Raw genomic sequence first — 25,714 nt, 5'->3', positions numbered from 1 at the left:
CTCAGGCGAACAGCTCGATGATGCGCTGGCGCTGCGCCGCATCGGGCAAACGGCCCTGGCCGGCGAGCAGGTTATCGGCCATATAGCGCGGGTTGGAAGTGGCCGGAATCACCGCCGTCACCGCCGGGTTGGCGAGGATGTACTTGAGCATCAGCTGTGCCCAGGAGGTGGCCCCCAGCTCCACCGCCGCCCAGTCGGGAAGGCGCTTCCCCCTGACCCGGTCGAACAGCGCCGCGCGCTGGAACGGCCGGTTGATCAGTACCGCAATGCCCTTGTCGGCGCAGTACGGCAACAACTCACGCTCGGCGTTGCGCTCACCGATGGAGTAGTTGAACTGGACGAAATCCACCGGCTCCCGGCGCAGCACCTCGAGCAGGCGCTCGTGGGCGGAATCGAGGTAGTGCGTCACACCGATGTAACGCACTCGCCCCTGCTCTTTCAGTTCACGCAGCAGCCCCAGCTGGGTGCTGGTGTCCTGCAGGTTATGCACCTGCATCAGGTCGATGGTGTCGGTGCGCAGGGCGGCGAAACTGGCTGCGATCTGCCGCTCGCCCGCTGCACGCCCGCTGGAAGATACCTTGCTGGCAAGAAAGGTCTTCTTGCGCATGTCGTCTTCGGCAACCAGGGCGCCACACACCGCCTCGGCGCGCCCGTAACTGGGTGCGGTATCCACCAGGCTGGCGCCGCCGTTGACCAGGGTTTGCAGCACCTCACGCAACGGCTCTAGCGCCTCATCGCTCATTACCACGTCATGGGTGCGCGAGGTGCCCAGGCCGATCACCGGCAACAGCTCGCCACTACCGGGAATCGCTCGTTTCAGGATGCTGCCCGAGGCAAAGGCGGATGGCGGCAGCCAGGGCATCAGGGCTGCCAATGCGGCCAGGCTGGCACCACCTTGCAGGACTCGACGACGACTGGGCATGACGTTGCTCCTCTGACAGTGACCCAATGGTTATAGGCACTGACCGCGTTCAGACCAAGACGTTAGCGTTGCTTTCGCTGCCTATCGGGCACGATAGACCGAGATGAACAGAGGTCGTCAGCCCAGTCAGGACGGGGCATGAGGAGGAATGGGGATGGCTGGCGGGCAATATCCGGTAACCAAAAAACGCCGCTGCGCCAGACGGGGATCAGGGCGCAGCGGTCGGGAAAGCGGTCAGGCAGCGCGCGAAGAAGAGTCGCTGATCAGCATGCCGTGGGAAACCAGATAGCAACGATGACCGTTCTGCAGGGTCAATGGGCTGCGATTGGAGATGATCCAGCCCTTGCTCAGCAATTGCTCGATATGCGCCCGTAATGCGGGCAGATGGCGCTGTTCCTTCATGGCCGACCTCTTGATTGGCTAGGTGCTTGGCACCTGATTGTTCATCCGTGATGCAATTGACAAAAGTGTAGTGGCGCTATGCCAGAAAAGTAAGCGGCACGATTACGCAACATCTTGTAGGAAATTCGCTATACCCCATCACCTCAGGGCTGTACCAACGCCGCTTGAGGTTTCTGCCGAGGCGCAGAGAACACCAGATAGTCATCCTCCAGCTTGCCGTAGCGCAACAGCACCAGATCGAGCAGATAGTTCTGATGCAGCTTCCACGGCACGCGGTCGCCCTGCGCCGGCAACAGGTGCGCGGCACGCTCGATATAACCTGACTGCAAGTCGAGAAAGGGCTCAGGGCGGACGCTGCGGTCATTGTCACGCGGGGTCACCTGGCGCATGCCGATGGCGTCCAGGTGCCTGATCAGGCGGCAGAAGTATTCGCTGGAAAGATCGGCCTTGAGCGTCCAGCTGGCGTTGGTATACCCCATCACCACCGCCAGGTTGGGCAGATCGCGCAGCATGATGCCCCGGTAGCCCATGCTCAGCGGCGCCTGGAAAGGCACACCATCGACCTGCACCTCGATACCGCCGAACAACTGCAACTGCAGGCCGGTGGCGCTGACGATCACGTCGGCAGTCAGTTCCTCACCGCTTTTCAGGCGGATGCCGTGCGCAGTGAAACACTCGATCTCGGCCGTCACCACCTGTGCCTTGCCCTGGCGCAATACCCGGAACAGATCGCCATCCGGCACCGCACAGACGCGCTGGTCCCAGGGTTTGTAGCGGGGGCTGAAGTGGCGCAGATCGACTCTATCGCCCAGTTGACGCCGCACCAGCCCCAGCAGTATCCGCCGTACCAGATTGGGAAAGCGCTTGGCCAGCGTATAGAAGACCAGCTGCAGGGTGACGTTACGCCCGCGCGCCAGGCGGTACACCCATTTCTCCGGCAACACTCGCCGCAGCGCGTTGGACAGCGCATCACGCTGCGGCAGATTGATCACGTAACTCGGCGAACGCTGCAACATGGTCACCTGCGCCGCGCGCTCGGCCAGCGCCGGCACCAGGGTCACGGCGGTCGCACCGCTGCCGATCACCAGCACACGCTTGCCGCTGTGGTCGAACCCTTCAGGCCACTGCTGCGGATGGATGAAGGTGCCCTGATAAGCCTCACGCCCGGCGAATTCGGGGGTATAGCCGGCCTCATAGCAGTAGTAGCCGGTGCACATCATCAGGAACTGACAACGCATGCGCAGCGGCTCGGCCTCGTCACCACGCTGCACCAGCAACTGCCAGGTGGCGTCGGCACTGCACCAATTGGCCTGGAGCACCCTGTGCCGATAGCGAATCAAGCCGTCGACAGCGTGCTCGGCGGCGGTTTCCTCGATGTAGCGGCGAATCGAAGCGCCGTCAGCGATGGCTTGCGCATCGCGCCAGGGCTTGAAGTTGTAGCCGAGGGTGTACATGTCCGAATCGGAACGGATACCCGGATAACGAAACAGACCCCAGGTGCCGCCCATGGCCTCGCGCGCTTCGAGAATGGCGAAGCGCTTGTCCGGGCACAGTCTTTTGAGATGACAGGCCGCGCCGATACCGGACAGACCGGCACCGATGATCAGGACATCCAGATGTTCGACGGACATGGCGCATCCCTCACGGTCTTGCAACGATGCGCATCACCTTAGCGCATGCGCCTGTCATCCGCTGCGTGCCGAAGCTGCCACACGCCATTCACATCTGCTGACCGGCATGGCTGGCCTGAAAGACCCGTGCGGCGCTAAGCTGTGCCGATGACCACACCCTACCTGACTTCGCCGCAGACCCGCGACACGGACGCCGCCAGCGACCTGCGGCTGGGTGGCGACTGGACGCTGGCCCATTACAGCCTGCTCGAACCCCAGGTATTGGCGTTGCGCGAACGCCTGCAGGGCAGCGAACGCGTCGACCTCGGCGACCTGGCCGCGCTGGATACTGCCGGTGCAGCGCTGCTGGTCGAACTGCTCGGCAGCGAACGCCTGCGCCAGCTCGTACAGCAGAGCGCCTTGAGCGCGCAGCGCCGCGCCCTGCTGCTGGCGGTGGCAAACGCCATGGCAGACAGCCCGCAGACGCAGCCAACAGCGCAACCCTCGGTGGCGCGTGAAGTGCTCGGGCATATCGGCGAAGTGGTCGAAGGCATGTGGCACCAGGGCCGTGCCCTGCTCGGCTTCATGGGCCTGACCCTGGCCAGCATGCTGGCGATTCTGCTGCGCCCGCGACGCTGGCGCCTGACCGCCCTGGCCGCGCACCTGGAGCAATGCGGGCTCAACGCCGTGCCCATCGTCGCCCTGCTGACCTTTCTGGTCGGCGCCGTGGTGGCCTTTCTCGGCGCGACCATCCTCGCCGACTTCGGCGCCAGCATCTACACGGTGAACCTGGTGGCCTTTTCCTTCCTGCGCGAGTTCGGCGTGCTGCTTACCGCCATTCTCATGGCCGGCCGCACCGCCAGTGCCTTCACCGCGCAAATCGGCTCGATGAAGGCCAACGAGGAAATCGACGCCATTCGCACCCTGGGCCTGAGCCCCATCGAACTGCTGGTGCTGCCCCGGGTGTTCGCCATGCTCATCGCCCTGCCGATCCTGACCTTCATCGCCATGCTCAGCGGTATGCTCGGCGGCGCCCTGGTCTGCATCGTGGCGCTGGACATCCCGCTGGTCATGTACCTGTCGATCCTGCAGGACAGCGATCTGCTGCGGCACTTCCTGGTCGGCCTGCTCAAGGCGCCGATTTTCGCCTTCCTGATCGCCCTGATCGGCTGCCTGGAAGGCTTCAAGGTCAGTGGCAGCGCACAATCGGTGGGCGAGCACACCACCTCGGCGGTGGTGCAGTCGATCTTCGTGGTGATCCTGCTTGATGCCCTGGCTGCGCTGTTCCTGATGGAGATGGGCTGGTGAGCCGCGACAGCGTCATCGAGGTGCGCAACCTGAGCAACCGCTTTGGCCGCCAGGTGGTGCACGAGCATCTGGATTTCGACCTGTACCGCGGTGAGATTCTCGGCGTGGTCGGCGGCTCGGGTACCGGCAAGTCGGTGCTGCTGCGCAGCATCGTCGGCCTGCGCCGCCCCAATGCCGGCACCGTGCGGGTATTCGGTGAAGAGCTGCTGAGCCTGCCGACAGAACGCCGCTCGCAACTGGAGCGGCGCTTCGGCGTACTCTACCAGCGCGGCGCGCTGTTCTCCTCGCTGACGGTGAGCGAGAACATCGCCCTGCCACTGATCGAGCACGCCGGCCTGTCGCGCGCCGCCGCCGAGCGCCTGGCGCGGGTCAAGATCGCCCTGGCCGGCCTACCCAGCAATGCTGCCGACAAATACCCCAGCTCACTGTCCGGCGGCATGGTCAAACGCGCCGCCCTGGCCCGCGCCCTGGCGCTGGATCCGGAGATTCTGTTTCTCGACGAGCCGACCGCCGGCCTCGACCCCATCGGCGCAGCCGCCTTCGACCAGCTGATTCGTACCCTCAGCGACAGCCTGGGGCTCAGCGTGTTTCTGGTCACCCACGACCTGGACACGCTCTACAGCATCTGCGACCGCGTCGCGGTGCTGGCGCAGAAAAAGGTATTGGTGGCCGACCGCCTGGACGTGGTAGCCGCCACCGACGATGCCTGGATCCAGCAATATTTTCACGGCCCGCGTGGACGCGCGGCTGCACAGACCGCTACGGCGGCAGGGAGTCAATGAATGGAACCCAGAGCCCATCATGTGCTGATCGGCCTGTTTACCGTGCTTACGGTAGGGGCCGCGCTGCTGTTCGGCCTGTGGCTGAACAAGGCCGGTGCCGATCGCGCCTTCACCGATTACGAAGTGATCTTCAACGAGGAGGTCAGCGGCCTGTCGCAGGGCAGTGCGGTACAGTACAGCGGCATCAAGGTCGGTGACGTGATCCGCCTCGGCCTCGACCCCGACGACCCACGCACGGTGCGCGCGCGCATCCGTATCGTCGGTGGCACACCGATCAAGCAGGACACCCGTGCGCGCCTGTCGATCACCAGCATCACCGGCCTGGCGGTGATCCAGCTATACAGCGGCAGCCCGGAAAGCCCGCCCCTGAAGGGGGAGGATGGTCAGCCCGGCATCATTATCGCCGACCGCTCGCCGCTGTCGCGACTGATGGCCAATGGCGAGGATCTGGTGCTCAACATCACCCGCCTGCTGACACGCGCCAATCGCATGCTCTCGCGCGAAAATGCCGAACGCGTCTCGCGAACCCTGGAAAATCTCGAGCAGGCCACCGCCGGCATCGCTGACCAGCGTGACGAACTCGGTGAAGCCCTGCGCCAGACCAGCGCGGCCACCCGCGAAGCAGCCGAGTTGATGCGCACCGCCAAGCGCCTGCTCGACGGCCAGGGCAGCCAGGCGCTGGACAATGCCGAACGCCTGATGGCCTCGCTGGAGCGCAGCAGCCACAGCATCGAGCAACTGCTGGAAAGCAATCGCAGCGCGCTGGACAACGGCATGCAGGGGCTTGGCGAGCTGGGTCCGGCGATTGGCGAACTGCGCGACACCCTCGGTGCCCTGCGCAGTTTCTCCCGCCGCCTGGAACAGGACCCCACCGGTTACCTGCTGCGCAACGACAGCATCAAGGAGTTCCAACCATGAAGCGTCTCACCCTGCTGCTGGCTGCCGCTCTGCTCGGTGCCTGCTCGATCCTGCCGCAGAGCGAACCGCTGGATATCTACCTGCTGCCTGGCGCGGCACTGCCTGCGCAGACGCAGCGCGTCGACTGGTCACTGCGGGTCAACAGTCCGCTCAGCAATCAGCTGCTCGACGATGCGCGCATCGTCGTGCTGCCCGAGCCTGGCCGGGTCAACACCTACCAGGGCGTACGCTGGAGCGAGCGCACGCCACGACTGCTGCGTAATCGCCTGCTCGATGCCTTCCATGACGACGGGCGCATCCAGGCACTGAGTAATGAGGAACAACGCCTGCAGGCCGACCTGGAGCTGGTCAGCGACCTGCGCAGCTTCCATAGCGAATACCGTGATGGCCTCCCGCATGCCCTGATCCGCCTGGATGCCAGCCTGGTCGATGCACGCAGCCAGCAGATCATTGCCAGCCGCCGCTTCAGCATCAGCCAGCCGGCAAGCGATACCTCGATTGCCTCGGTGGTGGCGGCTTTCGCTCAGGCAGGGGATCAATTGTCCCGCGAGCTGGTGGACTGGACGCTGGCTGAAGGGCAACGCGCTACCCAATAAAGGGCCGCCTTGCGTACACCAGGTATTTCCTACGCAGTCCTCGCTGCGCGCGGCGCGCCCTAGACAATTGGCGAAACCGGTAGGGTGCGCCGTGCGCACCCATCACTTCCGAGCAATACCCACAAGACCCTAGGCGAGCAACGCCGCCAACCACTCGCGTACCTCGGCGTAGGGGTAATCCTCCAGCGCGGCGAATCCTGTCAACTGACGCGCCTTGAGCTTGGTGAACAAGGGCGTGGTCACGCCACAGAGAAAACGCGTCAGGCACTCGTGACTCGGTCTGTAGCCGGCGTGCTGTTGGTGCTTCTCGATGAAGGCGGCGCACAACGCTGCGCCATCGCGACCGCTCAGGGGCGGTAATTCCGGCGGCTGCGGCAAGGTCGCGACCTGGCCCTGGCACACCGAACAATGCCCGCAACACCCGGGCTCCTGTTCATCGCCGAAGTACAGCGCCAGACGCCGACTCAGGCATTCGCGGCTCTCAAACAGCGCGAGCATGGCCTGAATGCGGGCGATCTCGCTGGCCTCGTGAGCACGAAAGTGCGCGTGCAGATCATGGGCCAGGGCATCGACATCGAAGTCGCCATCGAGCACGGCATAGACTTCGGTCATCTGCTTGCTTTCCAGCTCCAGCCAGCCCCTTTCCTGAAAGTAATCCAGCGCCTTGACCACCCGCGCACGTTCGGCGCCGTACTGTTGATACAGGGCGTCGAAATCCAGCGTCGACCAGGTGCGCGCACGTTTCGAGCAGGCCAGGATGGCTTCGACGAACTGGCGCCGCTCACCCTCGAATTGCGCCAACAGCGCATCGTCCTCCATAAGCAGCTTGAAGCGGTATTCGGCGAAGTAGGCATAACGCGGCGCGATGATGCCACGCAATTCGAGCTGCACCAGCAGGGTCTTCAGTGGCAGCGCACGGATATTGCTCAGATCCGACAGTTGATTGAGCATCAGCTCCCACTGCCCGCCCGTGCCGACCGCGCGCAGGTCGTCGAGCACGGTGCGAATCCCGCCGAGTTCCGGCGTATCGCCATAGACGAAGTTCTCCAGCACGCTCAGGCCGTCGCGGCTGGCCAGCACCAGGCAATCCGAGGCCTGGCCGTCACGCCCGGCGCGACCGATCTCCTGGCTGTAGTTCTCTACCGACTTGGGCAGGTCGAAATGCACCACGTTGCGGATGTCGCGCTTGTCGATGCCCATGCCGAAGGCGATGGTGGCGACGATGCACGCCAACTCGCCAGCCATGAAACGCCGTTGAATCGACTCGCGAACCTCGTGCGCCATACCGGCGTGGTAGGCGCTGACCGCCAGGCCGTCGCGCGCCAGGCGCTCGGCCACCTGCTCGGCAGTCTTCTGCTGGGTCACGTAGACAATGCTCGCCTGACCACGACGCGGCGCCAGCCATTGCTGCAAACGCTGCAACTTGGCGGAGCCTGCCACCGGCTCCACCAGCAGATTGAGGTTGGGCCGGTAGAAACCGGTGGTGACCACGTCCGCATCAAGAATGGCGAATTTCTCGCGCATATCGGCGATGACCTTGGGCGTGGCAGTCGCCGTGAGCAGCAGCACCTGTGCGATGCCGAACTGGCGCTGATAATCGGGCAACTTGAGGTAGTCGGGGCGGAAGTTGTGGCCCCACTCGGAAATGCAGTGCGCCTCGTCGACCACCAGCAGGGAGATCGGCACCTGGGCGATGAAATTTCGGAAACGCTCGTTCTTCAGGCGCTCTACCGAGATCATCAGAATCTTCAGCTCGCCGCTGCGCGCACGATTCATCACCTCGGCGGCCTGCTCGCGGCTCTGCGCCGAATCGATGCTGGCCGCCGCGATGCCATGGGCATGCAGAAACACCAGTTGATCCTGCATCAGCGCCAGCAGCGGCGAGATCACCAGAGTCAGGTGCGGCAGATGCAACGCCGGCAACTGGTAGCACAGCGACTTGCCCGAGCCGGTGGGGAAGATCGCCGCCGCCGAACGCCCGGCGAGCACGGCGCTGATCACCGCCTCCTGACCGGGACGCAGCTGATCGAAACCGAAAACACGTTTGAGGGTGGACATGCGCTGTCACTCCGTTGACCGCTGAATGGCCCCTGACCATAACGCGGTTCGCCAGGGTACGCCATGGAACGTAGCCCGGATAAAGTCCGGGAAGGGTCACCAGCCATCCCGGATTTCATCCGGGCTCCGCGACCACCACGCCATAAATGACAAAGCCGCCCGAAGGCGGCTTTGTCAGAAGCGCGGCTCAGCTTACAGCTGCGGGCCGGCGTTCTTGATCGCTTCGCTGACATCGAACTTCTGGAAATTGTCGATGAACAGCTTGGCCAGGCCTTTGGCAGCTTCGTCGTAGGCGTTCTTGTCTGCCCAGGTGTTGCGCGGGTTGAGCAGGTTGGTGTCGACGCCCGGAACGGCCTTCGGCACGTCCAGGTTGATGATCGGCAGGTGCTCGGTCTCGGCACCGATCAGCGCACCGCTCTGGATGGCGGCGATCACACCACGGGTGGTGGGGATGTTGAAACGCTTGCCGACGCCGTAGCCACCGCCGGTCCAGCCGGTGTTGACCAGGTAGACCTTGGAGCCGAAGGCGTTGATGCGCTTGATCAGCAGCTCGGCGTAAACGCCAGCCGGGCGCGGGAAGAACGGCGCGCCGAAGCAGGTGGAGAAGGTCGACTTGATGCCGCCGCCCGAACCCATTTCGGTGGAACCGACCAGCGCGGTGTAGCCGGACAGGAAGTGGTAGGCCGCCTGCTCGTTGTTGAGGATCGACACCGGCGGCAGTACGCCAGTGAGGTCGCAGGTCAGGAAGATCACCGCATTCGGCTCACCGCCCAGATTCTTCTCGCTGCGCTTCTCGACGTACTCCAGCGGGTAGGCGGCGCGGCTGTTCTGGGTCAGGCTGTCGTCGGCGTAATCCGGAACGCGCTCTTCGTCGAGCACGACGTTTTCCAGCACGGTGCCGAACTGGATGGCTTTCCAGATCACCGGCTCGTTCTTCTCGGACAGGTCGATGCACTTGGCGTAGCAGCCGCCTTCGATGTTGAACACCACGCCTTCGCCCCAGCCGTGCTCGTCGTCACCGATCAGGTAACGCGACTCGTCAGCGGACAGGGTGGTCTTGCCGGTGCCGGACAGACCGAAGAACAGGGTGACGTCGCCTTCTTCGCCGATGTTAGCGGCGCAGTGCATCGGCAGCACGTCTTTTTCCGGCAGCAGGAAGTTCTGCACGGAGAACATGGCCTTCTTCATTTCACCGGCGTAACGCATGCCGGCGATCAGCACTTTCTTGGCAGCGAAGTTGATGATCACGCAACCATCGGAGTTGGTGCCATCACGCTCGGGCACGCACTCGAAATTGGCGACGTTGAGGATCTGCCACTCGGCCTTGGCAGCCGGGTTGTAGGTCTCGGGGTTGATGAACAGCTGACGGCCGAACAGATTCTGCCAGGCGGTCGCGGTGGTCATCTTCACCGGCAGGTAGTGCTCGGCGGCGGAACCGACGTGAACGTGGGAGACGAAGTGTTCCTGAGCGTTGTTGAAGGCGACCACGCGATCCCACAGGGCATCGAACTTGTCGGCCGGGAACGGACGGTTGATGTTGCCCCAGGCAATTTGCGCCTCGGTGCTCGGCTCCTGAACGATGAAACGATCAGCCGGCGAGCGGCCAGTGCGATGACCAGTACGTACGACCAGCGCGCCGTTGGCGGCCAGTTCCCCTTCACCACGGCGAATGGCTTCTTCGACCAGTTGCGCGGCGCTGATGTCGGTGTACACGGCGTTGTTGGCTTGCGTCATGAGGGTCCCCGTCGGCCGCTGGCCGAGTCTTCCGAACGTTGTGTAGTACAGGGGCAACTGCGCTACACGGTAAAAAAGTCGCGGGAGTATGCCAGAAAAGCGAACTGCTTGGCAGCCTCCGATCCGATAGAGAACGGTTATCGCCCAGATAAGTTCATCAATGCCGTGTCTGTGACGGCGCCTCGCTGCCGGCGCCAGCGAACAGTTGCGCGATGTCGGCGGCGTCGAAGGCATAGCGCTCGTTGCAGAACTGGCAGTCGATTTCCACGCTGCCACCCTGCTCGGCCAGCAACTGTTCGGCATCGGCCTGACCGAGGCTGGCCAGGGCACCGGCCGAGCGCTCGCGCGAGCAACTGCAGCGGAACTGCAGCGGCTGCTCGTCGAACAGGCGCACATTCTCTTCATGGTAGAGGCGATGCAGCAGAGTCGGGTTGTCCAGCCCCAACAGCTCTTCGGCGGTCAGGGTGTCGGCCAGGGTCAACACATGGTTCCAGCTCTCGGCGCGCTCCTGCGGCTCGGTCTGGTGGTGCGGCGGCAGTTGCTGCAGCAGCAGGCCACGGGCACGCTGGCCGTCGGCCTTGAGCCAGAAGCGCGTCGGCAACTGCTCGGAGCTGGCGAAGTAGTTGCTCAGGCACTCGGCCAGGTCGGCACCGTCCAGGTCGACGATGCCCTGGTAACGCTGGCCACGGGTCGGGTCGATGGTGATGGCCAGCACGCCATTGGGCATCAGGCTCTGCAGATCGGCGTCAACGTCGGCGCCGATGCGCTCGGCGTCATAGCGGGCGATGCCGCGCAGTTCACGTGCGCTGGAGCATTCCACCATCAGCAGCGACAGCGGGCCTTCGGCGCGCGCCTGCAGCACCAGCAGGCCATCGAACTTCAGCGTGCCGACCAGCAGCGCTGCAGCGGCCATCATCTCGCCAAGCAGTTGCGCCACCGCCTGCGGGTAGGCGTGCTTGGCCAGCACATGGGCATAGCTCTCGCGCAGCGCGACCATCTCACCGCGCACATCGGTGTCGTCGAACAGGAAACGTTGACTGAAGTCGTTCATAGCGGTCTGCCCAGGGGTCTGCAAAAAGGCTGGCGATTTTAGGCACAAACGCCAGCACAACCAAGGCCCGACCGTCATGTGCCAGCGCTCACATACCAGACATCCGCCGCTGAACCTCGCCTGAACGAGCGGGCAACTGAGCTTGTAGCGCTGGCCACGCCGCCTATCATCCGCGCGCTTGGAGCCAGGCCTGTCATTCATCAGCAAAAGGATTTCGCATGTCGAGCCCTTCGATCAATCATCTCTGGCAGCCACGCGCCATGCTGGCCTGCCATATCGCGGCCTTCGCGCTGCTTGCCAGCTGGCTGTGGCAACCCAGCCGCGAGTTGTGGGACGCCTTCGATCTGTGGCTGTTCAGGCTGCTCAACGATCCGGTTCATGCTGGCGGTGTATGGGCCCATATCTGGGCCATCGGCAGCATGCGCCCGCTGGACGCCGGCGTCGGCGTGGTGATGCTGGCGGTGATGCTCAAGGCCGATCTGATCTTCACCGGGCCGCACGTGCGTCGCGCGCTGTTCGCCTTTCTCGTCGCGCTGACGGTCATGCTGCTGATGCGCGTGCTGTTCGCCGATCTGGTCGAGTACATGGGCTGGCAGCACGCCAGTCCGTCGCTGGTGGTAGAAGGCAGCGCGCGTCTGACCGAGCTGTTCCCGGCCTGGGAAGAGCGCTGGGACCTGAAAGACAGCGCCCGCCGCAGCTTCCCTGGCGATCATGCCTCGGTGCTGCTGATCTGGGCCTATTTCATGAGTTTCTTCGCCCGCAGCTGGCGCCTGCTGCTGGTCTGGGTGATTGCCGTGATTGGCATGCTGCCGCGTCTGGTGGCCGGCGCCCACTGGGGCGCGGACGCCTTGGTCGGCGGCGTGTTCCTCAGCCTGCTGGCGCTGGCCTGGAGCTGCTACACCCCGCTGGGTTATCGCGCCAGCGAATGGCTGGAGAAGGTCAGCCTGCCGATCACCTCGCGCCTGGCCAAGCTGCCGCTGCTGGGCCGCCTGAGCATCGTCAGCGGGCGCTGAAGCGAGTAGCCCGTATGCAATCCGGGGAGGGTCGAGATGATTCCCCGGATTTCATCCGGGCTACACACAACCCGAATTGCGCCTAATCTTCATCTGCCCAGGGGTGGCGCAGGCCACCTGCCTGCTGTTCGTTGAACTGATGGATCTGCCGGCGCTGCTTCTTGCTCGGCCGCCCGTCGCTCTGCATCCCCACCGCGCCCGCCTTGCGCAGGGCGGCGGCCTGCTCGCGACGGGCGATACTCTCTTGCGTCTCGCGGTACAGCAATTGCGCCTCCGGCGCACCACGGCGCACCGCAGAGAGCGCCAGCACGACCACGGTGCGCTCATCGAAACCGGTGCGCAGTACGTACTCGTCACCAATCCTGGGTTCCTTGCCTGGCTTGCAACGGTCACCCCGATGATGCACCTTGCCACCTTCTATGGCCGCCTTGGCCAGGGCACGGGTCTTGTAGAAACGCGCGGCCCAGAGCCATTTGTCCAGGCGCACCTTGTCGTCGTCTTTTTCGCTCATCTCGCTCTCTGATGGATTTCGCATCCGGCACGCAGGCCAGATGCAGTTGTCACAAGGCCCAACTAGAATGCGCGCAATCATAGGCCGTGTAGGCCGCAGGGGGCACTCTCACCTTGAAGACTTTCGACCAGCTCAGCGTGATCGGCCTGCGTGAATGGATCAATCTGCCCGAACTCGGCATCATCGGCCTGCGTGCCAAGATCGACACCGGCGCCAGCACCTCGAGCCTGCACGCCAGCGATATTCAGCCGTTCCAGCGCGACGGCGAGGACTGGGTACGCTTCACCGCCTACCTCGGCACCCAGGTGCAGCGCCGTCATCGCTGCGAGGCGCCGCTGGTTTCGCTCAAACGCATCAAGAGTTCCAATGGCCAGGCGCAGAATCGCTACGTGATTCGGACCGACCTGGCGCTCGGTGATCGCCTGTGGCCGGTGGAATTTACCCTGGCCTGTCGCAAGACCATGCGCTATCGCGTATTGCTCGGCTCCAAGGCACTGATCACCGGCCAACTACTGGTCAATCCGGCGCTGAGCTACGTGCAGGACAAACCCGCCCTCCCTCCATCCCTTCCAGGTGCCCCATGAAGATCGCCGTGCTGTCGCGCAACCCGCGCCTGTATTCCACCCGCCGTCTGGTGGAGGCCGGCCAGCAACGGGGCCATGAGATGCAGGTGATCGATACCCTGCGTGCCTACATGAACATCGCCAGCCACAAGCCGCAGATCCACTACCGTGGCCAGGCGCTGGAAGGTTTCGAGGCGGTCATCCCGCGCATCGGCGCGTCGGTGACCTTCTATGGCTGTGCGGTATTGCGCCAGTTCGAGATGATGGGCGTCTATCCACTCAACGAATCGGTGGCCATCAGCCGCTCGCGCGACAAGCTGCGCGCCCTGCAGCTGCTGTCGCGCAAAGGCATCGGCCTGCCGGTGACCGGCTTCGCCCACTCGCCGGACGACATTCCCGATCTGATCCAGATGGTCGGCGGCGCACCGCTGGTGATCAAGGTGCTGGAAGGCACCCAGGGCATGGGCGTGGTGCTGGCCGAAACGCACAAGGCGGCCGAGTCGGTGATCGAGGCCTTCCTCGGCCTCAAGCAGGACATCATGGTGCAGGAATACATTCAGGAAGCCGGCGGCGCCGACATCCGCTGCTTCGTGGTCGGCGACAAGGTGATCGCAGCCATGAAGCGCCAGGCCAAGGCCGGCGAGTTCCGCTCCAACCTGCACCGTGGCGGCAGCGCCAGCCTGATCAAGATCACCCCGGAAGAACGCATGACCGCCGTGCGCGCGGCCAAGGTCATGGGCCTGAACGTCGCCGGGGTCGACATCCTGCGCTCCAACCACGGCCCGCTGGTGATGGAGGTGAACTCCTCGCCCGGCCTGGAGGGCATCGAGACCACAACCGGCAAGGACGTCGCCGGAATGATCATCGAACACCTGGAAAAGAACGCCGAACATGGCCAGACCCGCACCAAGGGGCGAGGATGAGCGCGCCGTTCGACGGTCGTCTGGCGCTGATCGCTCCCGCCTCGGCTATCGCCGAGGAGGTGCCGGAAGCGACCCTGGCCCAAGTCGACGTCTTGGGCATTCGCCATCACCTGGGCAGACACGTACGCGCCCGTCTGTTCAGCGACAGCCTGATCTGGTAATCCGCCGCCCCGTTCTCAAACCGCATCGCGCGGCAACAACAACCCCAGCGGCAAACGCACCCGCGCCTCCAGCCCGCCACCACTGCGATTGCGCAACTCGACGCTGCCACCATGCAGGGCCGCGATACGCTTGACGATGGCCAAACCGAGGCCGGTGCCGCGCCCGCCACGCGCCCTGTCGCCGCGAATGAAGGGGTTGAAGATGCTGTCGAGTTCGGCCGGATCGATACCATTGCCGCGGTCCAGCACGCTCAACACCACATAGGGCGCGCTGTGATCACCTGCCAGGCTGGCGACCACCTCGACGGCATCGCCACCACCATGGTTGAGGGCGTTCTCCACCAGATTGGTGAGCAGCCGCTTGATCGATACCCGACGCAGCGGAAACGGCGGAATCGCTTCCAGGCACAAACGCACACGCTCGTTGCCCTGGTTATAGGGCGCCAGGGTTTCACGCACCAGCTCGGGGAAATCGGCTTCCTCCACCGGCTCGCCGCGACCATCACGGATGAAGGCGAGGAACTGGTCGAGAATGGCGTCCATGTCCTCGATATCGCGCACCATGTCATCGGTCAGTTCGGTATCGTTTTCCATGAACTCCAGGGCCAGACGCAGGCGCGTCAGCGGCGTGCGCAGGTCATGCGAGACGCCCGCCAGCATCAGCTCACGCTCGCGGGCAGCCTGCTCGACATCCTCGGCCATCTGGTTGAAGGCTCGATAGACCTCGGTCATCTCGCTCGGTGTATCACTCACCGGCAGCCTGACGCTGCGTCCCTGGCCAAGCTGGCGGGCAGCGAATACCAGACGCTTGAGCGGCGCATTGAGCTGACGCACGAAGATCCAGGCCGCAGCCGTGGACAGCAGGCCAATGGCGAGGAACCAGCCAAGCACGCTCCAGATGCGCTGGCCACGCAGCGGGTGCGGATACATCGGCACGCGCACCCAGCCATCACCGAGACTCGGCGCATGCACCCAGAGCGCCGGCGGCGTCGTGGCACGCACGCGGGTTTCGGTGTCGGGACCGAGCTCGGTCTGCATCTGCCGCTGGAAGATTTCACTGTAGGGCCAGTGCTGTTCGCTGGCCGGCACCTTGTCGCGCGGAATGCGCTTGAGCCCGGCGGCCTGGGCGATGTGATCGCGGTCATCGGGATTGGCCGCCCAATAGGCGCGCAAGGTCAGCGCCGCGCCGTGGCTGTACTGACGATCGACCAGCACATCCTCGTTCATCATCAGGTACACCAGGGTCAGTGCCTTGGAGAACAGCACGACGACCAGCACCAGCCAGAGGGTGCGGGCAAAGAAGCTTTGCGGGAACCAGGCGGGAGCCTTCACGAGCGGCAAACCCCGGAGCTGCAGCGGCAAGCCTCAGGCTTCAGGCTACAAGTGGTTGTACCGTCCGCTTTTGCCTGCAACTTGTGGCTTGCAGCTTGCAGCTTCATTTATTTCCGTCCGGCACGAACACGTAACCCACACCCCAGACGGTCTGGATATAACGCGGTTTCGACGGGTCCGGCTCGATCAGGCGGCGCAGGCGGCTGATCTGCACATCGATGGAGCGTTCCAGCGCATCCCACTCGCGGCCACGGGCAAGATTCATCAGCTTGTCGCGGGTCAGCGGTTCGCGCGCATGCTGCACCAGCGCCTTGAGCACGGCGAACTCACCCGTGGTGAGCATGTGCACTTCATCGCCCTTCTTCAGCTCGCGGGTGGCCAGCGACAGCTCGTACTCACCGAAGGTCACGCTTTCGTCTTCGGTGCCCGGCGCGCCCGGTACCACCGGTGCCTGACGGCGCAGTACGGCCTTGATCCGCGCCAGCAGTTCACGCGGGTTGAAGGGCTTGGCCAGGTAATCGTCGGCGCCCAGCTCCAGCCCCTGGATGCGGCTGCCTTCGTCGCCCTTGGCGGTGAGCATGATGATCGGCATTTGATTGCCGGCCTCACGCAGGCGGCGGCAGGCGGATAGGCCATCTTCACCCGGCAGCATCAGGTCGAGTACCACCAGATTGAACAGCTCGCGGGCCAGCAGACGATCCATCTGCTCGACGTTTTCCACCGCGCGCACGCGATAGCCCTGCTCATCGAAGAAGCGCTCGAGCAGGCGGCGCAGGCGGGCGTCGTCATCGACGATGAGAATCTTCTCGCCTTCGGCAACAGGGGCAGCGGACTGGGTCATGGCGTCTCCTTGGCAGCCGTACTGTGGACGGCAAGTGGCGGCATTATCGCTCAGGCGCATGGTTGGGCGCCTTAGCCATTGTTAGCAGATTTTTCCCCAACGGTTCGCAGCGCTCGCGAATGCGGTGTTTATAATGCGCCGCTTTCGTCTCTGGCCAGCATCTTTGCGGCCGCCCTGTCGCTTCAGTGGGTAGCTTTATTTATGGACAGTATCAACAACCGTATCGCCGATGAACTGGGCGTGCGCCCGCAACAGGTTGCCGCCGCCGTGGCCCTGCTCGACGAAGGCTCCACCGTGCCCTTCATCGCCCGTTACCGTAAAGAGGTGACCGGCAGCCTCGACGACACCCAGTTGCGCCACCTGGAAGAGCGTCTGCGCTACCTGCGCGAGCTGGACGAACGCCGCGTGGCGATCCTCGCCAGCATCGAGGAGCAGGGCAAGCTGACCCCCGAACTCAAGCGCGAGATCGCCCTGGCCGACACCAAGACGCGCCTCGAAGACCTTTACCTGCCGTATAAGCAAAAGCGCCGCACCAAGGGCCAGATCGCCCTGGAAGCCGGCCTCGGCGAACTGGCCGACGCACTGTTCAACGATCCGAGCCTGACGCCCGAGCAGGAAGCCGAGCGCTTCATCGACGCCGACAAAGGCTTCGCGGATATCAAGGCCGTGCTCGAAGGTGCCAAGTACATCCTCATGGAGCGCTTTGCCGAAGACGCTGCCCTGCTCGACAAGCTGCGCAGCTTCCTCAAGGACAACGCCACCCTCAGCGCCCGCCTGGTGCCCGGCAAGGAAAACGAAGGCGCCAAATTCAGCGACTACTTCGAGCATGACGAGCCGCTCAAGGGCGTGCCGTCGCACCGTGCGCTGGCGATCTTCCGTGGCCGTAACGAAGGCATTCTCAGCGCCAGCCTCAAGGTCGGCGAAGAACTGCCGGGCAGCATGCATCCCTGCGAGGTGATGATCGGCGAGCGCTTCGGCATCAGCGCGCAAGGCCGTGCCGCCGACAAATGGCTGGCCGAGGTGGTGCGCTGGACCTGGAAGGTCAAGCTGTACAACCACCTGGAAACCGACCTGCTCGGCGAGCTGCGCGAAAAGGCCGAGGACGAGGCGATCAGCGTCTTCGCCCGCAACCTGCACGACCTGCTGCTGGCTGCCCCGGCCGGCCCGCGTGCCACCCTGGCGCTCGATCCGGGCCTGCGCACCGGCTGCAAGGTGGCGGTGGTCGACGCCACCGGCAAGGTGCTGGAAACCGCCACCGTCTACCCGCACGCGCCTCGCAACGACTGGGACGGTACCCTGGCCATCCTCGCCAAGCTGTGCGCCAAGCATGGCGTCGACCTCATCTCCATCGGCAACGGCACCGCCAGCCGCGAGACCGACAAGCTGGCCGCCGAACTGATCAAGAAAGTACCGGGCCTGAAACTGACCAAGGTGATGGTCTCCGAGGCCGGCGCCTCGGTGTACTCGGCCTCGGAACTGGCCGCCCGCGAATTCCCCGATCTCGACGTCTCCCTGCGTGGCGCAGTCAGCATCGCCCGCCGCCTGCAGGACCCGCTGGCCGAGCTGGTGAAGATCGACCCGAAATCCATCGGCGTCGGCCAATACCAGCACGACGTGTCGCAGCTCAAGCTGGCGCGTAGCCTGGACGCGGTGGTGGAAGACTGCGTGAACGCCGTCGGCGTGGATGTGAACACCGCCTCTGCCGCCCTGCTGGCACGCATCTCCGGCCTCAACGCGACCCTGGCGCAGAACATCGTGCAGTACCGCGACGCCAACGGCGCCTTCACCTCGCGCGCCGAGCTGAAGAAGGTGCCGCGTCTGGGCGAGAAGACCTTCGAGCAGGCTGCCGGCTTCCTTCGCGTGATGAACGGCGACAACCCGCTGGACGCCTCCGCCGTGCACCCGGAAACCTACCCGCTGGTCGAGCGCATCGCCCAGGACACCGGCCGCGACATCCGTTCGCTGATCGGCGACTCGGGCTTCCTCAAGCGTCTCGATCCAGCCAAGTTCACCGATGAGCGCTTCGGCCTGGTCACCGTCGGCGACATCCTCAAGGAACTGGACAAACCCGGCCGCGACCCGCGCCCGGAGTTCAAGACCGCCGAGTTCCAGGAAGGCGTGGAAACGCTGAACGACCTCAAGCTGGGCATGGTGCTCGAAGGCGTGGTGACCAACGTCACCAACTTCGGTGCCTTCGTCGACATCGGCGTGCACCAGGACGGCCTGGTGCACATCAGCGCACTGTCGGAGAAATTCATCAAGGATCCGCACGAAGCGGTCAAGGCCGGCGACGTGGTCAAGGTCAAGGTAATGGAAGTAGACATTCCGCGTAACCGCATCGCCCTGTCCATGCGCATGGGCGACACCCCCGGCGAGAAAGTCGAGGGCGCGCGCGGCGGTCAGCGCGGCAACGGCAACCGTGGCGGCAACACGCCGCGCAGCGAGCGCCATTCCAGCCAGGACAAACCGGCACCCGCCACCGGCGGCATGGCTGCCCTGTTCGCCAACGCCAAGCAGTTGAAGAAATGAGTACGAGCGATAACGTCGGCGCCAGCAGCGCCTTTTCCCGCCTGCTCGGCCTGGAGATTCTCCAGGCCGGCGGCGGCGAGGCGCGCGTGCGTCTGACCCTCACCGATGAGCTGCGTAATCTGCACGGCAAGCTGCACGGCGGCGCGCTGTTCTCGCTGATCGACACCGCCATGGGTCAGGCCAGCCACAGCCTCGGCGATGGCGGCCCAAGCAGCGTGACCCTGGAGTGCAAGATCAACTACATCCGCCCGGTATCCGAGGGCAGCGTGCTGTGCCACGCCAAGGTGCTGCACGCCGGGCGCCGCACCCAGGTGGTGGAGGCCGAAGTGCTGCAGGGCGACAAGCTCATCGCCAAGGCACAAGGCACCTTCGCCTGCGTGTAATCGGCACCCCGCTCGCTAATCTAATCTGGGTAAGCGTTCGCCCCCTTGCAGAGTGCAGGGGCGATCCCCATATTGTGGCGACTGCCCAGTTAGGAATTGCATCTTGAGCGACCTTCTCTCCCGCCGCCTGGCCCAGCTCGGCGAGCCGGCCAACCTGTCCCTGCTGGGCGAGTGTCTGCATGGCATCGAGCGCGAGTGCCTGCGCGTCGACCGCGACGGCCAGCTGGCCCTGACTCCGCACCCGCAGGCACTAGGCTCGGCGCTGACCCATGCGCAGATCACCACCGACTATTCCGAGTCACTGCTGGAGTTCATCACCGGCACCGCCAATGATCCGGCCGCCACCCTCGCCGAACTGGACAGCATCCACCGCTTCGCCTACGACAAGCTCGATGGCGAACTGCTGTGGAGCCCGTCGATGCCCTGCCAGTTGCCGGACGAAGAGACCATTCCCATCGCCCGCTACGGCAGCTCCAATATCGGTCGCCTCAAGTACGTGTACCGCAAGGGCCTGGCGCTGCGATACGGCAAGACCATGCAGTGCATCGCCGGCATCCACTACAACTACTCCCTGCCGGAAAAGCTGTGGCAACTGCAGCAGCAAAGCGAAGGCAGCGAGCAGAGCGCGCGCGACTACCAGTCGGCACGCTACATCGCGCTGATCCGCAATTTCCGCCGCTACAGCTGGCTGCTGATGTACCTGTTCGGCGCCTCGCCGGCGCTGGACAAGGGCTTCATGCGCGGCCGCCCGCACCAGTTGCAGGAGCTGGACGCCGACACCCTGTACCTGCCGTACGCCACCAGCCTGCGCATGAGCGACCTGGGCTACCAGAGCAATGCGCAGTCTGGCCTGACCCCCTGCTACAACGACCTGGCCAGCTACACCGACAGCCTGCGCCTGGCCGTCGGCACGCCCTATCCGGACTATGTTGAGGCGGGCACCAAGCGTGGCGACGAGTGGCTACAACTGAACACCAACATTCTGCAGATCGAGAACGAGTACTACTCGAGCATCCGCCCGAAACGCGTGACCCGCAGCGGTGAGCGACCGATCCAGGCCCTGATGAGCCGTGGCGTGCAGTACGTGGAAGTACGCTGCCTGGACATCAACCCCTTCCTGCCGCTGGGTATCGACCTGGCGCAGGCGCGCTTCATCGACGCCTTCCTGCTGTTCTGCGCACTGGAAGACAGCCCGCTGCTGGGCAATGGCGAGTGCAGCAGTTGCACCGACAACTTCCTCAAGGTGGTCAAGGAAGGTCGCCGTCCCGGTCTGCACCTGGACAAGGGCAGTCAGCAGGTGGAACTCAAGGTCTGGGCCTGGGAGTTGCTCGAACGCATCCTGCCGCTGGCCGAGCTGCTCGACCGCCACCAGGGTAGCGCCGCACACGTCGAGGCACTGGCGCAACAGCAGGCCAAGGTCGCCGACGTGGCGCTGACCCCATCGGCGCAGGTGCTGGTGATACTCCGTCAGGGGCAGAGCTTCACCGACTTCGCCCTGCAGCAGAGCCTGCGCCATGCCGAGTATTTCCGTGGCCAAGCACTCCCAGCCGAACAGCAGCAGGCCTTCGAACAGGCGGCCAGGGACTCGCTGGCGGCACAGGCAGAGCTGGAAGCACAGCCCGAGGGCGATTTCGATGCCTTCGTCGCGGCGTATCAGGCAAGCATTCTGGCGTTGGCCGTGTAAGGCGACGAAGCGTCGACTGCGTCACAAAGCCAACCAGCGGAGCAAAAGCCAGGATGGGCGGCCACTCCCGGGGCCGCCCGGCAAGCTAGCATTGCCGGGTAAAGGACGATAGACGAGCAGCGCCCATGGCCGAAGAAGCCACGCCGCAATGGAGCCTGGAGAGCCTGACCAAGGCCTACCAGCAAGGCTATATGGCCGGCCTCACCGGCCAGCCGAGAACCCGCCAGCCCTACCCTGACGAAATCCCTGCTGCAGCCTGGGAGGCCGGCTGGGACGACGGCTTCGAACAGATGCGCCTGCAGCAGCACAGTGCCTGAGTCCTGAACGCACCCTAGGATTGCGCCAGTAGAGAGGTAGCCCGGATGAAAGCCGGGGGTATTCTGGCTCGCTCTCGCGGATTGCATCCGGGCTACATGCTCGGCCTTGGCCTCCTGCATCACCCCAGCGTAGGAGCGGCTTCAGCGGATAAATCCGCTCCTACCGTTGCGACCTGCTCTCGCCCCGCCTACAGCGCCTTTTCGAATACCTTGGAATTACGCTGATAGTTGTACAGCGATGCTCGTGCCGCGGGCATGCGCTCGACACTGCTCGGCTCGAAACCGCGCTCGCGGAACCAGTGCGCGGTACGCGTGGTGAGCACGAACAGGGTCTTGATGCCCTGCGCCCGCGCCCTGGCCTCGATCCGCTCAAGCAATTCGTCGCCGCGACCGCCGTGACGGTATTCGGGATTGACCGCCAGACAGGCCAGCTCGCCGCAGTCGGAATCGGCGATGGGATAGAGCGCCGCACAGGCGATGATCAGCCCTTCGCGCTCGACGATGCTGAACTGCTCGATCTCGCGCTCCAGCACCTCACGCGAACGACGCACCAGAATGCCCTGCTCTTCCAGCGGGCTGATCAGCTCGATCAGGCCACCCACATCCTCGATGGTCGCCTCGCGCAGGGATTCGAACTGCTCCTGCGCCACCAGCGTACCGTTGCCGGTGCGGGTGAACAGCTCGCTGAGCAGCGCGCCATCGGTGGCGTAGCTGACGATGTGGCTGCGCTTGACGCCGCCCCGACAGGCCTCTGCGGCGGCGTCGAGCAGCTCGCCCTGATAGTTGCTGCCCAGCCGTGCCAGGTGCGCGGGCACCTGTTGCGGACGCAGCTCGCGCACCAGCTTGCCCTGCTCGTCGAGCAGGCCATCATCGGCGCCGAACAACAGCAGCTTGTCTGCGCCCAGGTCGATGGCGGCGCGGGTGGCGACGTCTTCGCAGGCCAGGTTGAAGATTTCCCCGGTGGGCGAATAGCCCAGCGGCGACAGCAGCACGATGCTGCGCTCGTCGAGCTGGCGATTGATGCCCTTGCGGTCAATGCGCCGCACTTCGCCGGTATGGTGGTAATCGACCCCGTCGAGCACGCCGATCGGCCTGGCAGTGACGAAGTTGCCGCTGGTCAGGCGCAGGCGCGAACCCTGCATCGGCGAGGCGGCCATGTCCATCGACAGACGCGCCTCGATGGCGATACGCAGCTGGCCGACGGCGTCGATCACACACTCCAGAGTCGGCGCGTCGGTGATGCGCAGGTCACGGTAATAATGCGGAGTCAGGCCACGGGCAGCGAGGCGCGCCTCGATCTGCGGACGCGAGCCGTGCACCAGCACCAGGCGCACGCCAAGGCTGTGCAGCAGCACCAGATCGTGGACGATATTGGCGAAATTGGGGTGGGCAACCCCCTCGCCCGGCAGCATGACCACGAAGGTGCAGTCGCGATGGGCGTTAATATAAGGCGAGGCGTGGCGTAACCAGGTGACGTAGTCGTGCATGAGCAATCCATTAGCGTCGAGACGTAGGACGGGCGTAGCCGTCATGTTCGGTTAAAGAGTCGCTCTCATCGTCGCTGCACGTCTTCGCTCCGGGTCAGGCAATAGTGTTGGATCAGTTGGCGCAGCAGCGCCACGGTGGGTTCGATGCGCGCCAGCTCCAGGTGTTCCCCCGGCTGGTGCGCGCAGTCGATATCGCCGGGGCCAAGCACCAGCGTCTCGCAGCCAAGCTGCTGAAGATAAGGCGCCTCGGTGCCGAATGCCACTGCCTGGGCCGTGTGCCCGGTCAGACGCTCGGCCAGACGCACCAGTTCGGCATCGGCGCGCTGCTCGAAGGGTGGCACTTCCGGGAACAGCGGGCCGTAATCGATACGCACCTGATGCTTGAGCGCCAGCGGCTGCAACTTGCCACGAATGGCTGCGCGCAACTGCTCGGGATCCATGCCCGGTAGCGGACGCAGGTCGAACTCCAGGGCGCATTGGCCACAGATACGATTGGGGTTGTCGCCGCCGTGGATGCAGCCAAGGTTCAGTGTCGGTTGCGGCACGCTGAATTGCGGGTTGTTGAACTCACGCTGCCACTGCGCACGCAGGCCGCGCAGCTCGCCCATGACATCCTGCATGGCCTCCAGTGCACTGCGGCCAAGGGCTGGATTGGAGGAATGGCCACTTTGCCCAAGAATATCGATGCGCTCCATCATCACGCCCTTGTGCAGGCGGATGGGCTTGAGACCGGTCGGCTCGCCAATCACCGCCGCCCGACCCAGCGGTCGGCCGGCAGCGGCTAGGGCGCGGGCGCCGGCCATGGAGCTTTCTTCGTCGCAGGTGGCGAGGATCAGCAGCGGCTGCTGGAAGGGCTGGTCGAGTAAGGGCCGCACGGCTTCGATGGCCAGGGCGAAGAAGCCCTTCATGTCGCAACTACCGAGGCCCACCCAGCGGTCGCCCACTTCGCTCAGTTTGAGCGGGTCGGTCTGCCACAGAGCGGCATCGAAGGGCACGGTATCGCTGTGCCCGGCCAGCACCAGCCCGCCTGGGCCGGAGCCATAGCTGGCAAGCAGGTTGAATTTACCGGGCGCAATCTGTTGGGTTTCGCAGGTAAACCCCAGATCACCCAGCCAGGCAGCGAGCAGCTCGATGACCGGCGCGTTGCTCTGATCCCAATGGGGCTGGGTACAGCTCACCGAGGGCGCTGCGATCAGCGCGGCGAACTGCTCTCGGAAGGACGGCAAGGGCATCGGCGATCTCCTGGGTCGGAGCCCCATGATAGGAGCATCCAACCTCAGGGGAAACCGCCAGGGCGGAATCAGATTCCGCCGAACAGCGCGCGCAGGATGAAGAAGAAGATGATCGACAGCAAAGCGCCGACAGGCAGGGTGATGATCCAGGACAGGAAGATCTTGCCGATCATGCCCAGGTTCAAGGCACCGATGCCGCGCGCCAGGCCAACGCCGAGAATGGCACCGACCAGGGTGTGGGTGGTGGAGATCGGCAGCCCAAGGCCCGAGGCACTGACCACGGTGGTGGCAGCCGCCAGCTCGGCAGCGAAACCACGGCTAGGCGTCAGCTCGGTGATTTCCTTGCCGATGGTGGCGATCACCTTGTAGCCATAGGTGGCCAGACCCACGACGATACCCAGCGCACCCAGCAACAGAATCCAGCTCGGAACGATGGATTTCTCACCTGCAGCCATGTCGCCGCCACTCTGAATGACGCCGACGATAGCCGCCAGCGGGCCAACGGCGTTGGCCACGTCGTTGGAACCGTGGGCAAAGGCCATGGCGCAGGCGGTGAAGATCATCAGCACCGCGAACACTTTCTCCACACTGGAGAAGTGGAAGGCCTTGTCGGCTTCGGCATCGACATGGATGCGGCTGAGCAGGGCGACACCAATAAGCATGACCAGCACACCGATGCCGATCGACAGCAGGAAACCTTCGGTACTGGAGAGGTTCAAGCCAACGTGTTTGAGCCCCTTGGTCATGGTCATCAGCGAGATCACGAACCCGGTGATGAACATGTACAGCGGCACGAAGCGCTTGGCATTCAGGAAGGGGTTATCGGTGTCGATGATCAGCTTCTGTACGCTGACGAACAGGCAGAAGGAGATGATCCCGGCCAGCAGCGGCGTGACCACCCAACTGGCGACGATGGGGCCGACGCCACCCCAGTGCACCGCATCCACCGATACACCGACCGCAGCAAAGCCGATGACCGCGCCGACGATGGTGTGCGTGGTCGATACCGGCCAGCCGCGCGTCGAAGCGACCAGCAGCCAGGTTCCCGCTGCCAGCAGCGCCGACATCATGCCCAACACCATGAGGTTGGGGCTGATCATGTTGGCATCGACAATGCCGTTCTTGATGGTTTCGGTGACCTCACCGCCAGCGAGGTAAGCACCGCAGAATTCGAAGACCATGGCGATGATGATCGCCTGCTTGATGGTCAATGCTCGCGAGCCAACGGATGTACCCATGGCGTTGGCTACATCGTTGGCCCCAACACCCCAGGCCATGAAAAAACCGAAAAGGCAGGCAAGCACGAGCAGAATCAGCCCGTAGTCCGCAATTAGAGACATAAAGTTAGTTTCCGTAG

Annotated in this window: 23 protein-coding genes and 1 pseudogene; 12 read left to right on the top strand and 12 right to left on the bottom strand. The window is 64.3% G+C overall.

The genetic code is table 11. The features are described 5' to 3' along the window. Nucleotide 1 precedes the first annotated feature (1 nt). The 3 genes from J7655_RS02180 to J7655_RS02170 form a co-directional block, all read right to left on the bottom strand. Nucleotides 2-922 (bottom strand): aldo/keto reductase, encoded by a 921-nt coding sequence (locus J7655_RS02180; RefSeq protein ID WP_230926363.1) that lies wholly within the window; start codon nt 920-922, stop codon nt 2-4. Nucleotides 923-1,156: 234 nt separating this feature from the next. Further along, nucleotides 1,157-1,324: a hypothetical protein gene (locus J7655_RS02175; protein WP_230926362.1), complete on the bottom strand. Its 168-nt coding sequence runs from the start codon at nt 1,322-1,324 to the stop codon at nt 1,157-1,159. Between the two features lie 143 nt (nt 1,325-1,467). Next, nucleotides 1,468-2,955, bottom strand: a complete 1,488-nt coding sequence (locus J7655_RS02170; RefSeq protein WP_230926361.1) for a flavin-containing monooxygenase — start codon at nt 2,953-2,955, stop codon at nt 1,468-1,470. Nucleotides 2,956-3,102: 147 nt separating this feature from the next. Between J7655_RS02170 and J7655_RS02165 the strand changes: the two genes are divergently transcribed. From J7655_RS02165 to J7655_RS02150, 4 genes are read left to right on the top strand one after another with little or no spacing between them, the layout of a single operon-like run. Next, the gene (locus J7655_RS02165; RefSeq protein ID WP_230926360.1) at nt 3,103-4,242 is read left to right on the top strand and encodes an ABC transporter permease; all 1,140 of its coding nucleotides are present in this window, start codon (nt 3,103-3,105) and stop codon (nt 4,240-4,242) included. Further along, nucleotides 4,239-5,024, top strand: a complete 786-nt coding sequence (locus J7655_RS02160) for an ABC transporter ATP-binding protein (protein WP_230926359.1) — start codon at nt 4,239-4,241, stop codon at nt 5,022-5,024. The genes J7655_RS02165 and J7655_RS02160 overlap by 4 nt, the downstream gene beginning before the upstream one ends. After that, the gene (locus J7655_RS02155; protein ID WP_230926358.1) at nt 5,025-5,942 is read left to right on the top strand and encodes an MlaD family protein; all 918 of its coding nucleotides are present in this window, start codon (nt 5,025-5,027) and stop codon (nt 5,940-5,942) included. It begins immediately after the preceding gene. Continuing rightward, complete coding sequence (locus J7655_RS02150; protein ID WP_230926357.1) at nt 5,939-6,538, top strand: ABC-type transport auxiliary lipoprotein family protein; 600 nt, start codon at nt 5,939-5,941, stop codon at nt 6,536-6,538. Before J7655_RS02155 ends, J7655_RS02150 begins: the two co-directional genes overlap by 4 nt. Before the next feature lie 129 nt (nt 6,539-6,667). Here J7655_RS02150 and J7655_RS02145 read toward each other — a convergent pair whose 3' ends face one another. From J7655_RS02145 to hslO, 3 genes are all read right to left on the bottom strand, one after another. Beyond that, entirely contained in the window at nt 6,668-8,596 is a 1,929-nt protein-coding gene (locus tag J7655_RS02145; RefSeq protein ID WP_230926356.1) for a RecQ family ATP-dependent DNA helicase, read from the bottom strand. Between the two features lie 192 nt (nt 8,597-8,788). Continuing rightward, nucleotides 8,789-10,330, bottom strand: a complete 1,542-nt coding sequence (locus J7655_RS02140) for a phosphoenolpyruvate carboxykinase (RefSeq protein ID WP_230926355.1) — start codon at nt 10,328-10,330, stop codon at nt 8,789-8,791. A 157-nt stretch (nt 10,331-10,487) separates the two neighbouring features. Further along, the gene (gene hslO / locus J7655_RS02135; RefSeq protein WP_230926354.1) at nt 10,488-11,381 is read right to left on the bottom strand and encodes an Hsp33 family molecular chaperone HslO; all 894 of its coding nucleotides are present in this window, start codon (nt 11,379-11,381) and stop codon (nt 10,488-10,490) included. A 218-nt stretch (nt 11,382-11,599) separates the two neighbouring features. Between hslO and J7655_RS02130 the strand changes: the two genes are divergently transcribed. Continuing rightward, complete coding sequence (locus J7655_RS02130; RefSeq protein WP_230926353.1) at nt 11,600-12,394, top strand: phosphatase PAP2 family protein; 795 nt, start codon at nt 11,600-11,602, stop codon at nt 12,392-12,394. A gap of 82 nt (nt 12,395-12,476) precedes the next feature. Here the strand turns inward: J7655_RS02130 and J7655_RS02125 are convergent, their stop codons facing one another. Then, a complete protein-coding gene (locus J7655_RS02125) occupies nt 12,477-12,905 on the bottom strand; it encodes an RNA-binding S4 domain-containing protein (protein WP_230926352.1) in 429 nt (142 codons plus the stop codon). A gap of 113 nt (nt 12,906-13,018) precedes the next feature. On the opposite strand from J7655_RS02125, the gene rimB reads away from it, so the two are divergent. The 3 genes and pseudogenes from rimB to J7655_RS02110 all read left to right on the top strand — a co-directional run. Further along, nucleotides 13,019-13,489 carry a retropepsin-like aspartic endopeptidase RimB gene (rimB, locus tag J7655_RS02120; RefSeq protein ID WP_476748520.1) on the top strand — a complete coding sequence of 157 codons (471 nt, stop codon included), beginning with the start codon at nt 13,019-13,021 and terminating at the stop codon, nt 13,487-13,489. Continuing rightward, a complete protein-coding gene (gene rimK, locus J7655_RS02115) occupies nt 13,486-14,391 on the top strand; it encodes a 30S ribosomal protein S6--L-glutamate ligase (RefSeq protein WP_230926351.1) in 906 nt (301 codons plus the stop codon). Before rimB ends, rimK begins: the two co-directional genes overlap by 4 nt. Further along, nucleotides 14,388-14,525, top strand: a pseudogene (locus tag J7655_RS02110) (LD-carboxypeptidase); the annotation flags it as partial. The gene rimK and the pseudogene J7655_RS02110, both read left to right, overlap by 4 nt. Nucleotides 14,526-14,567: 42 nt before the next feature. Here J7655_RS02110 and J7655_RS02105 read toward each other — a convergent pair. Both J7655_RS02105 and ompR read right to left on the bottom strand, forming a co-directional pair. Further along, nucleotides 14,568-15,884 (bottom strand): ATP-binding protein, encoded by a 1,317-nt coding sequence (locus tag J7655_RS02105; RefSeq protein ID WP_003458711.1) that lies wholly within the window; start codon nt 15,882-15,884, stop codon nt 14,568-14,570. A gap of 103 nt (nt 15,885-15,987) precedes the next feature. Further along, nucleotides 15,988-16,725, bottom strand: coding sequence for an osmolarity response regulator transcription factor OmpR (ompR, locus tag J7655_RS02100; RefSeq protein WP_108233977.1), 738 nt, complete (start codon nt 16,723-16,725; stop codon nt 15,988-15,990). A 201-nt stretch (nt 16,726-16,926) separates the two neighbouring features. Here ompR and J7655_RS02095 point away from each other — a divergent pair, with 201 nt between their 5' ends. The 4 genes from J7655_RS02095 to rmf all read left to right on the top strand — a co-directional run bounded on the left by J7655_RS02095 (nt 16,927) and on the right by rmf (nt 21,638). After that, nucleotides 16,927-19,254 carry a Tex family protein gene (locus tag J7655_RS02095; protein WP_230926350.1) on the top strand — a complete coding sequence of 776 codons (2,328 nt, stop codon included), beginning with the start codon at nt 16,927-16,929 and terminating at the stop codon, nt 19,252-19,254. Continuing rightward, a complete protein-coding gene (locus J7655_RS02090) occupies nt 19,251-19,637 on the top strand; it encodes a PaaI family thioesterase (protein ID WP_230926349.1) in 387 nt (128 codons plus the stop codon). Before J7655_RS02095 ends, J7655_RS02090 begins: the two co-directional genes overlap by 4 nt. A 103-nt stretch (nt 19,638-19,740) precedes the next feature. Next, nucleotides 19,741-21,321, top strand: a complete 1,581-nt coding sequence (gshA, locus tag J7655_RS02085; RefSeq protein WP_230926348.1) for a glutamate--cysteine ligase — start codon at nt 19,741-19,743, stop codon at nt 21,319-21,321. Nucleotides 21,322-21,446: 125 nt separating this feature from the next. Then, nucleotides 21,447-21,638 carry a ribosome modulation factor gene (gene rmf / locus J7655_RS02080; protein WP_024306482.1) on the top strand — a complete coding sequence of 64 codons (192 nt, stop codon included), beginning with the start codon at nt 21,447-21,449 and terminating at the stop codon, nt 21,636-21,638. Between the two features lie 188 nt (nt 21,639-21,826). Here rmf and argA read toward each other — a convergent pair whose 3' ends face one another. From argA to J7655_RS02065, 3 genes are all read right to left on the bottom strand, one after another. Next, nucleotides 21,827-23,125, bottom strand: a complete 1,299-nt coding sequence (gene argA, locus J7655_RS02075) for an amino-acid N-acetyltransferase (protein WP_230926347.1) — start codon at nt 23,123-23,125, stop codon at nt 21,827-21,829. Nucleotides 23,126-23,190: 65 nt separating this feature from the next. After that, nucleotides 23,191-24,357 carry an acetylornithine deacetylase gene (gene argE, locus J7655_RS02070; protein WP_230926346.1) on the bottom strand — a complete coding sequence of 389 codons (1,167 nt, stop codon included), beginning with the start codon at nt 24,355-24,357 and terminating at the stop codon, nt 23,191-23,193. Between the two features lie 68 nt (nt 24,358-24,425). Further along, nucleotides 24,426-25,697, bottom strand: coding sequence for an inorganic phosphate transporter (locus J7655_RS02065; RefSeq protein ID WP_230926345.1), 1,272 nt, complete (start codon nt 25,695-25,697; stop codon nt 24,426-24,428). Nucleotides 25,698-25,714 lie beyond the last annotated feature (17 nt).

Source organism: Pseudomonas wenzhouensis, assembly GCF_021029445.1.
Taxonomy (GTDB): Bacteria; Pseudomonadota; Gammaproteobacteria; order Pseudomonadales; family Pseudomonadaceae; genus Aquipseudomonas; species Aquipseudomonas wenzhouensis.
The sequence above is the reverse complement of the archived record's forward strand: the minus strand, read 5'-3'. Positions and strand labels throughout refer to the sequence as shown.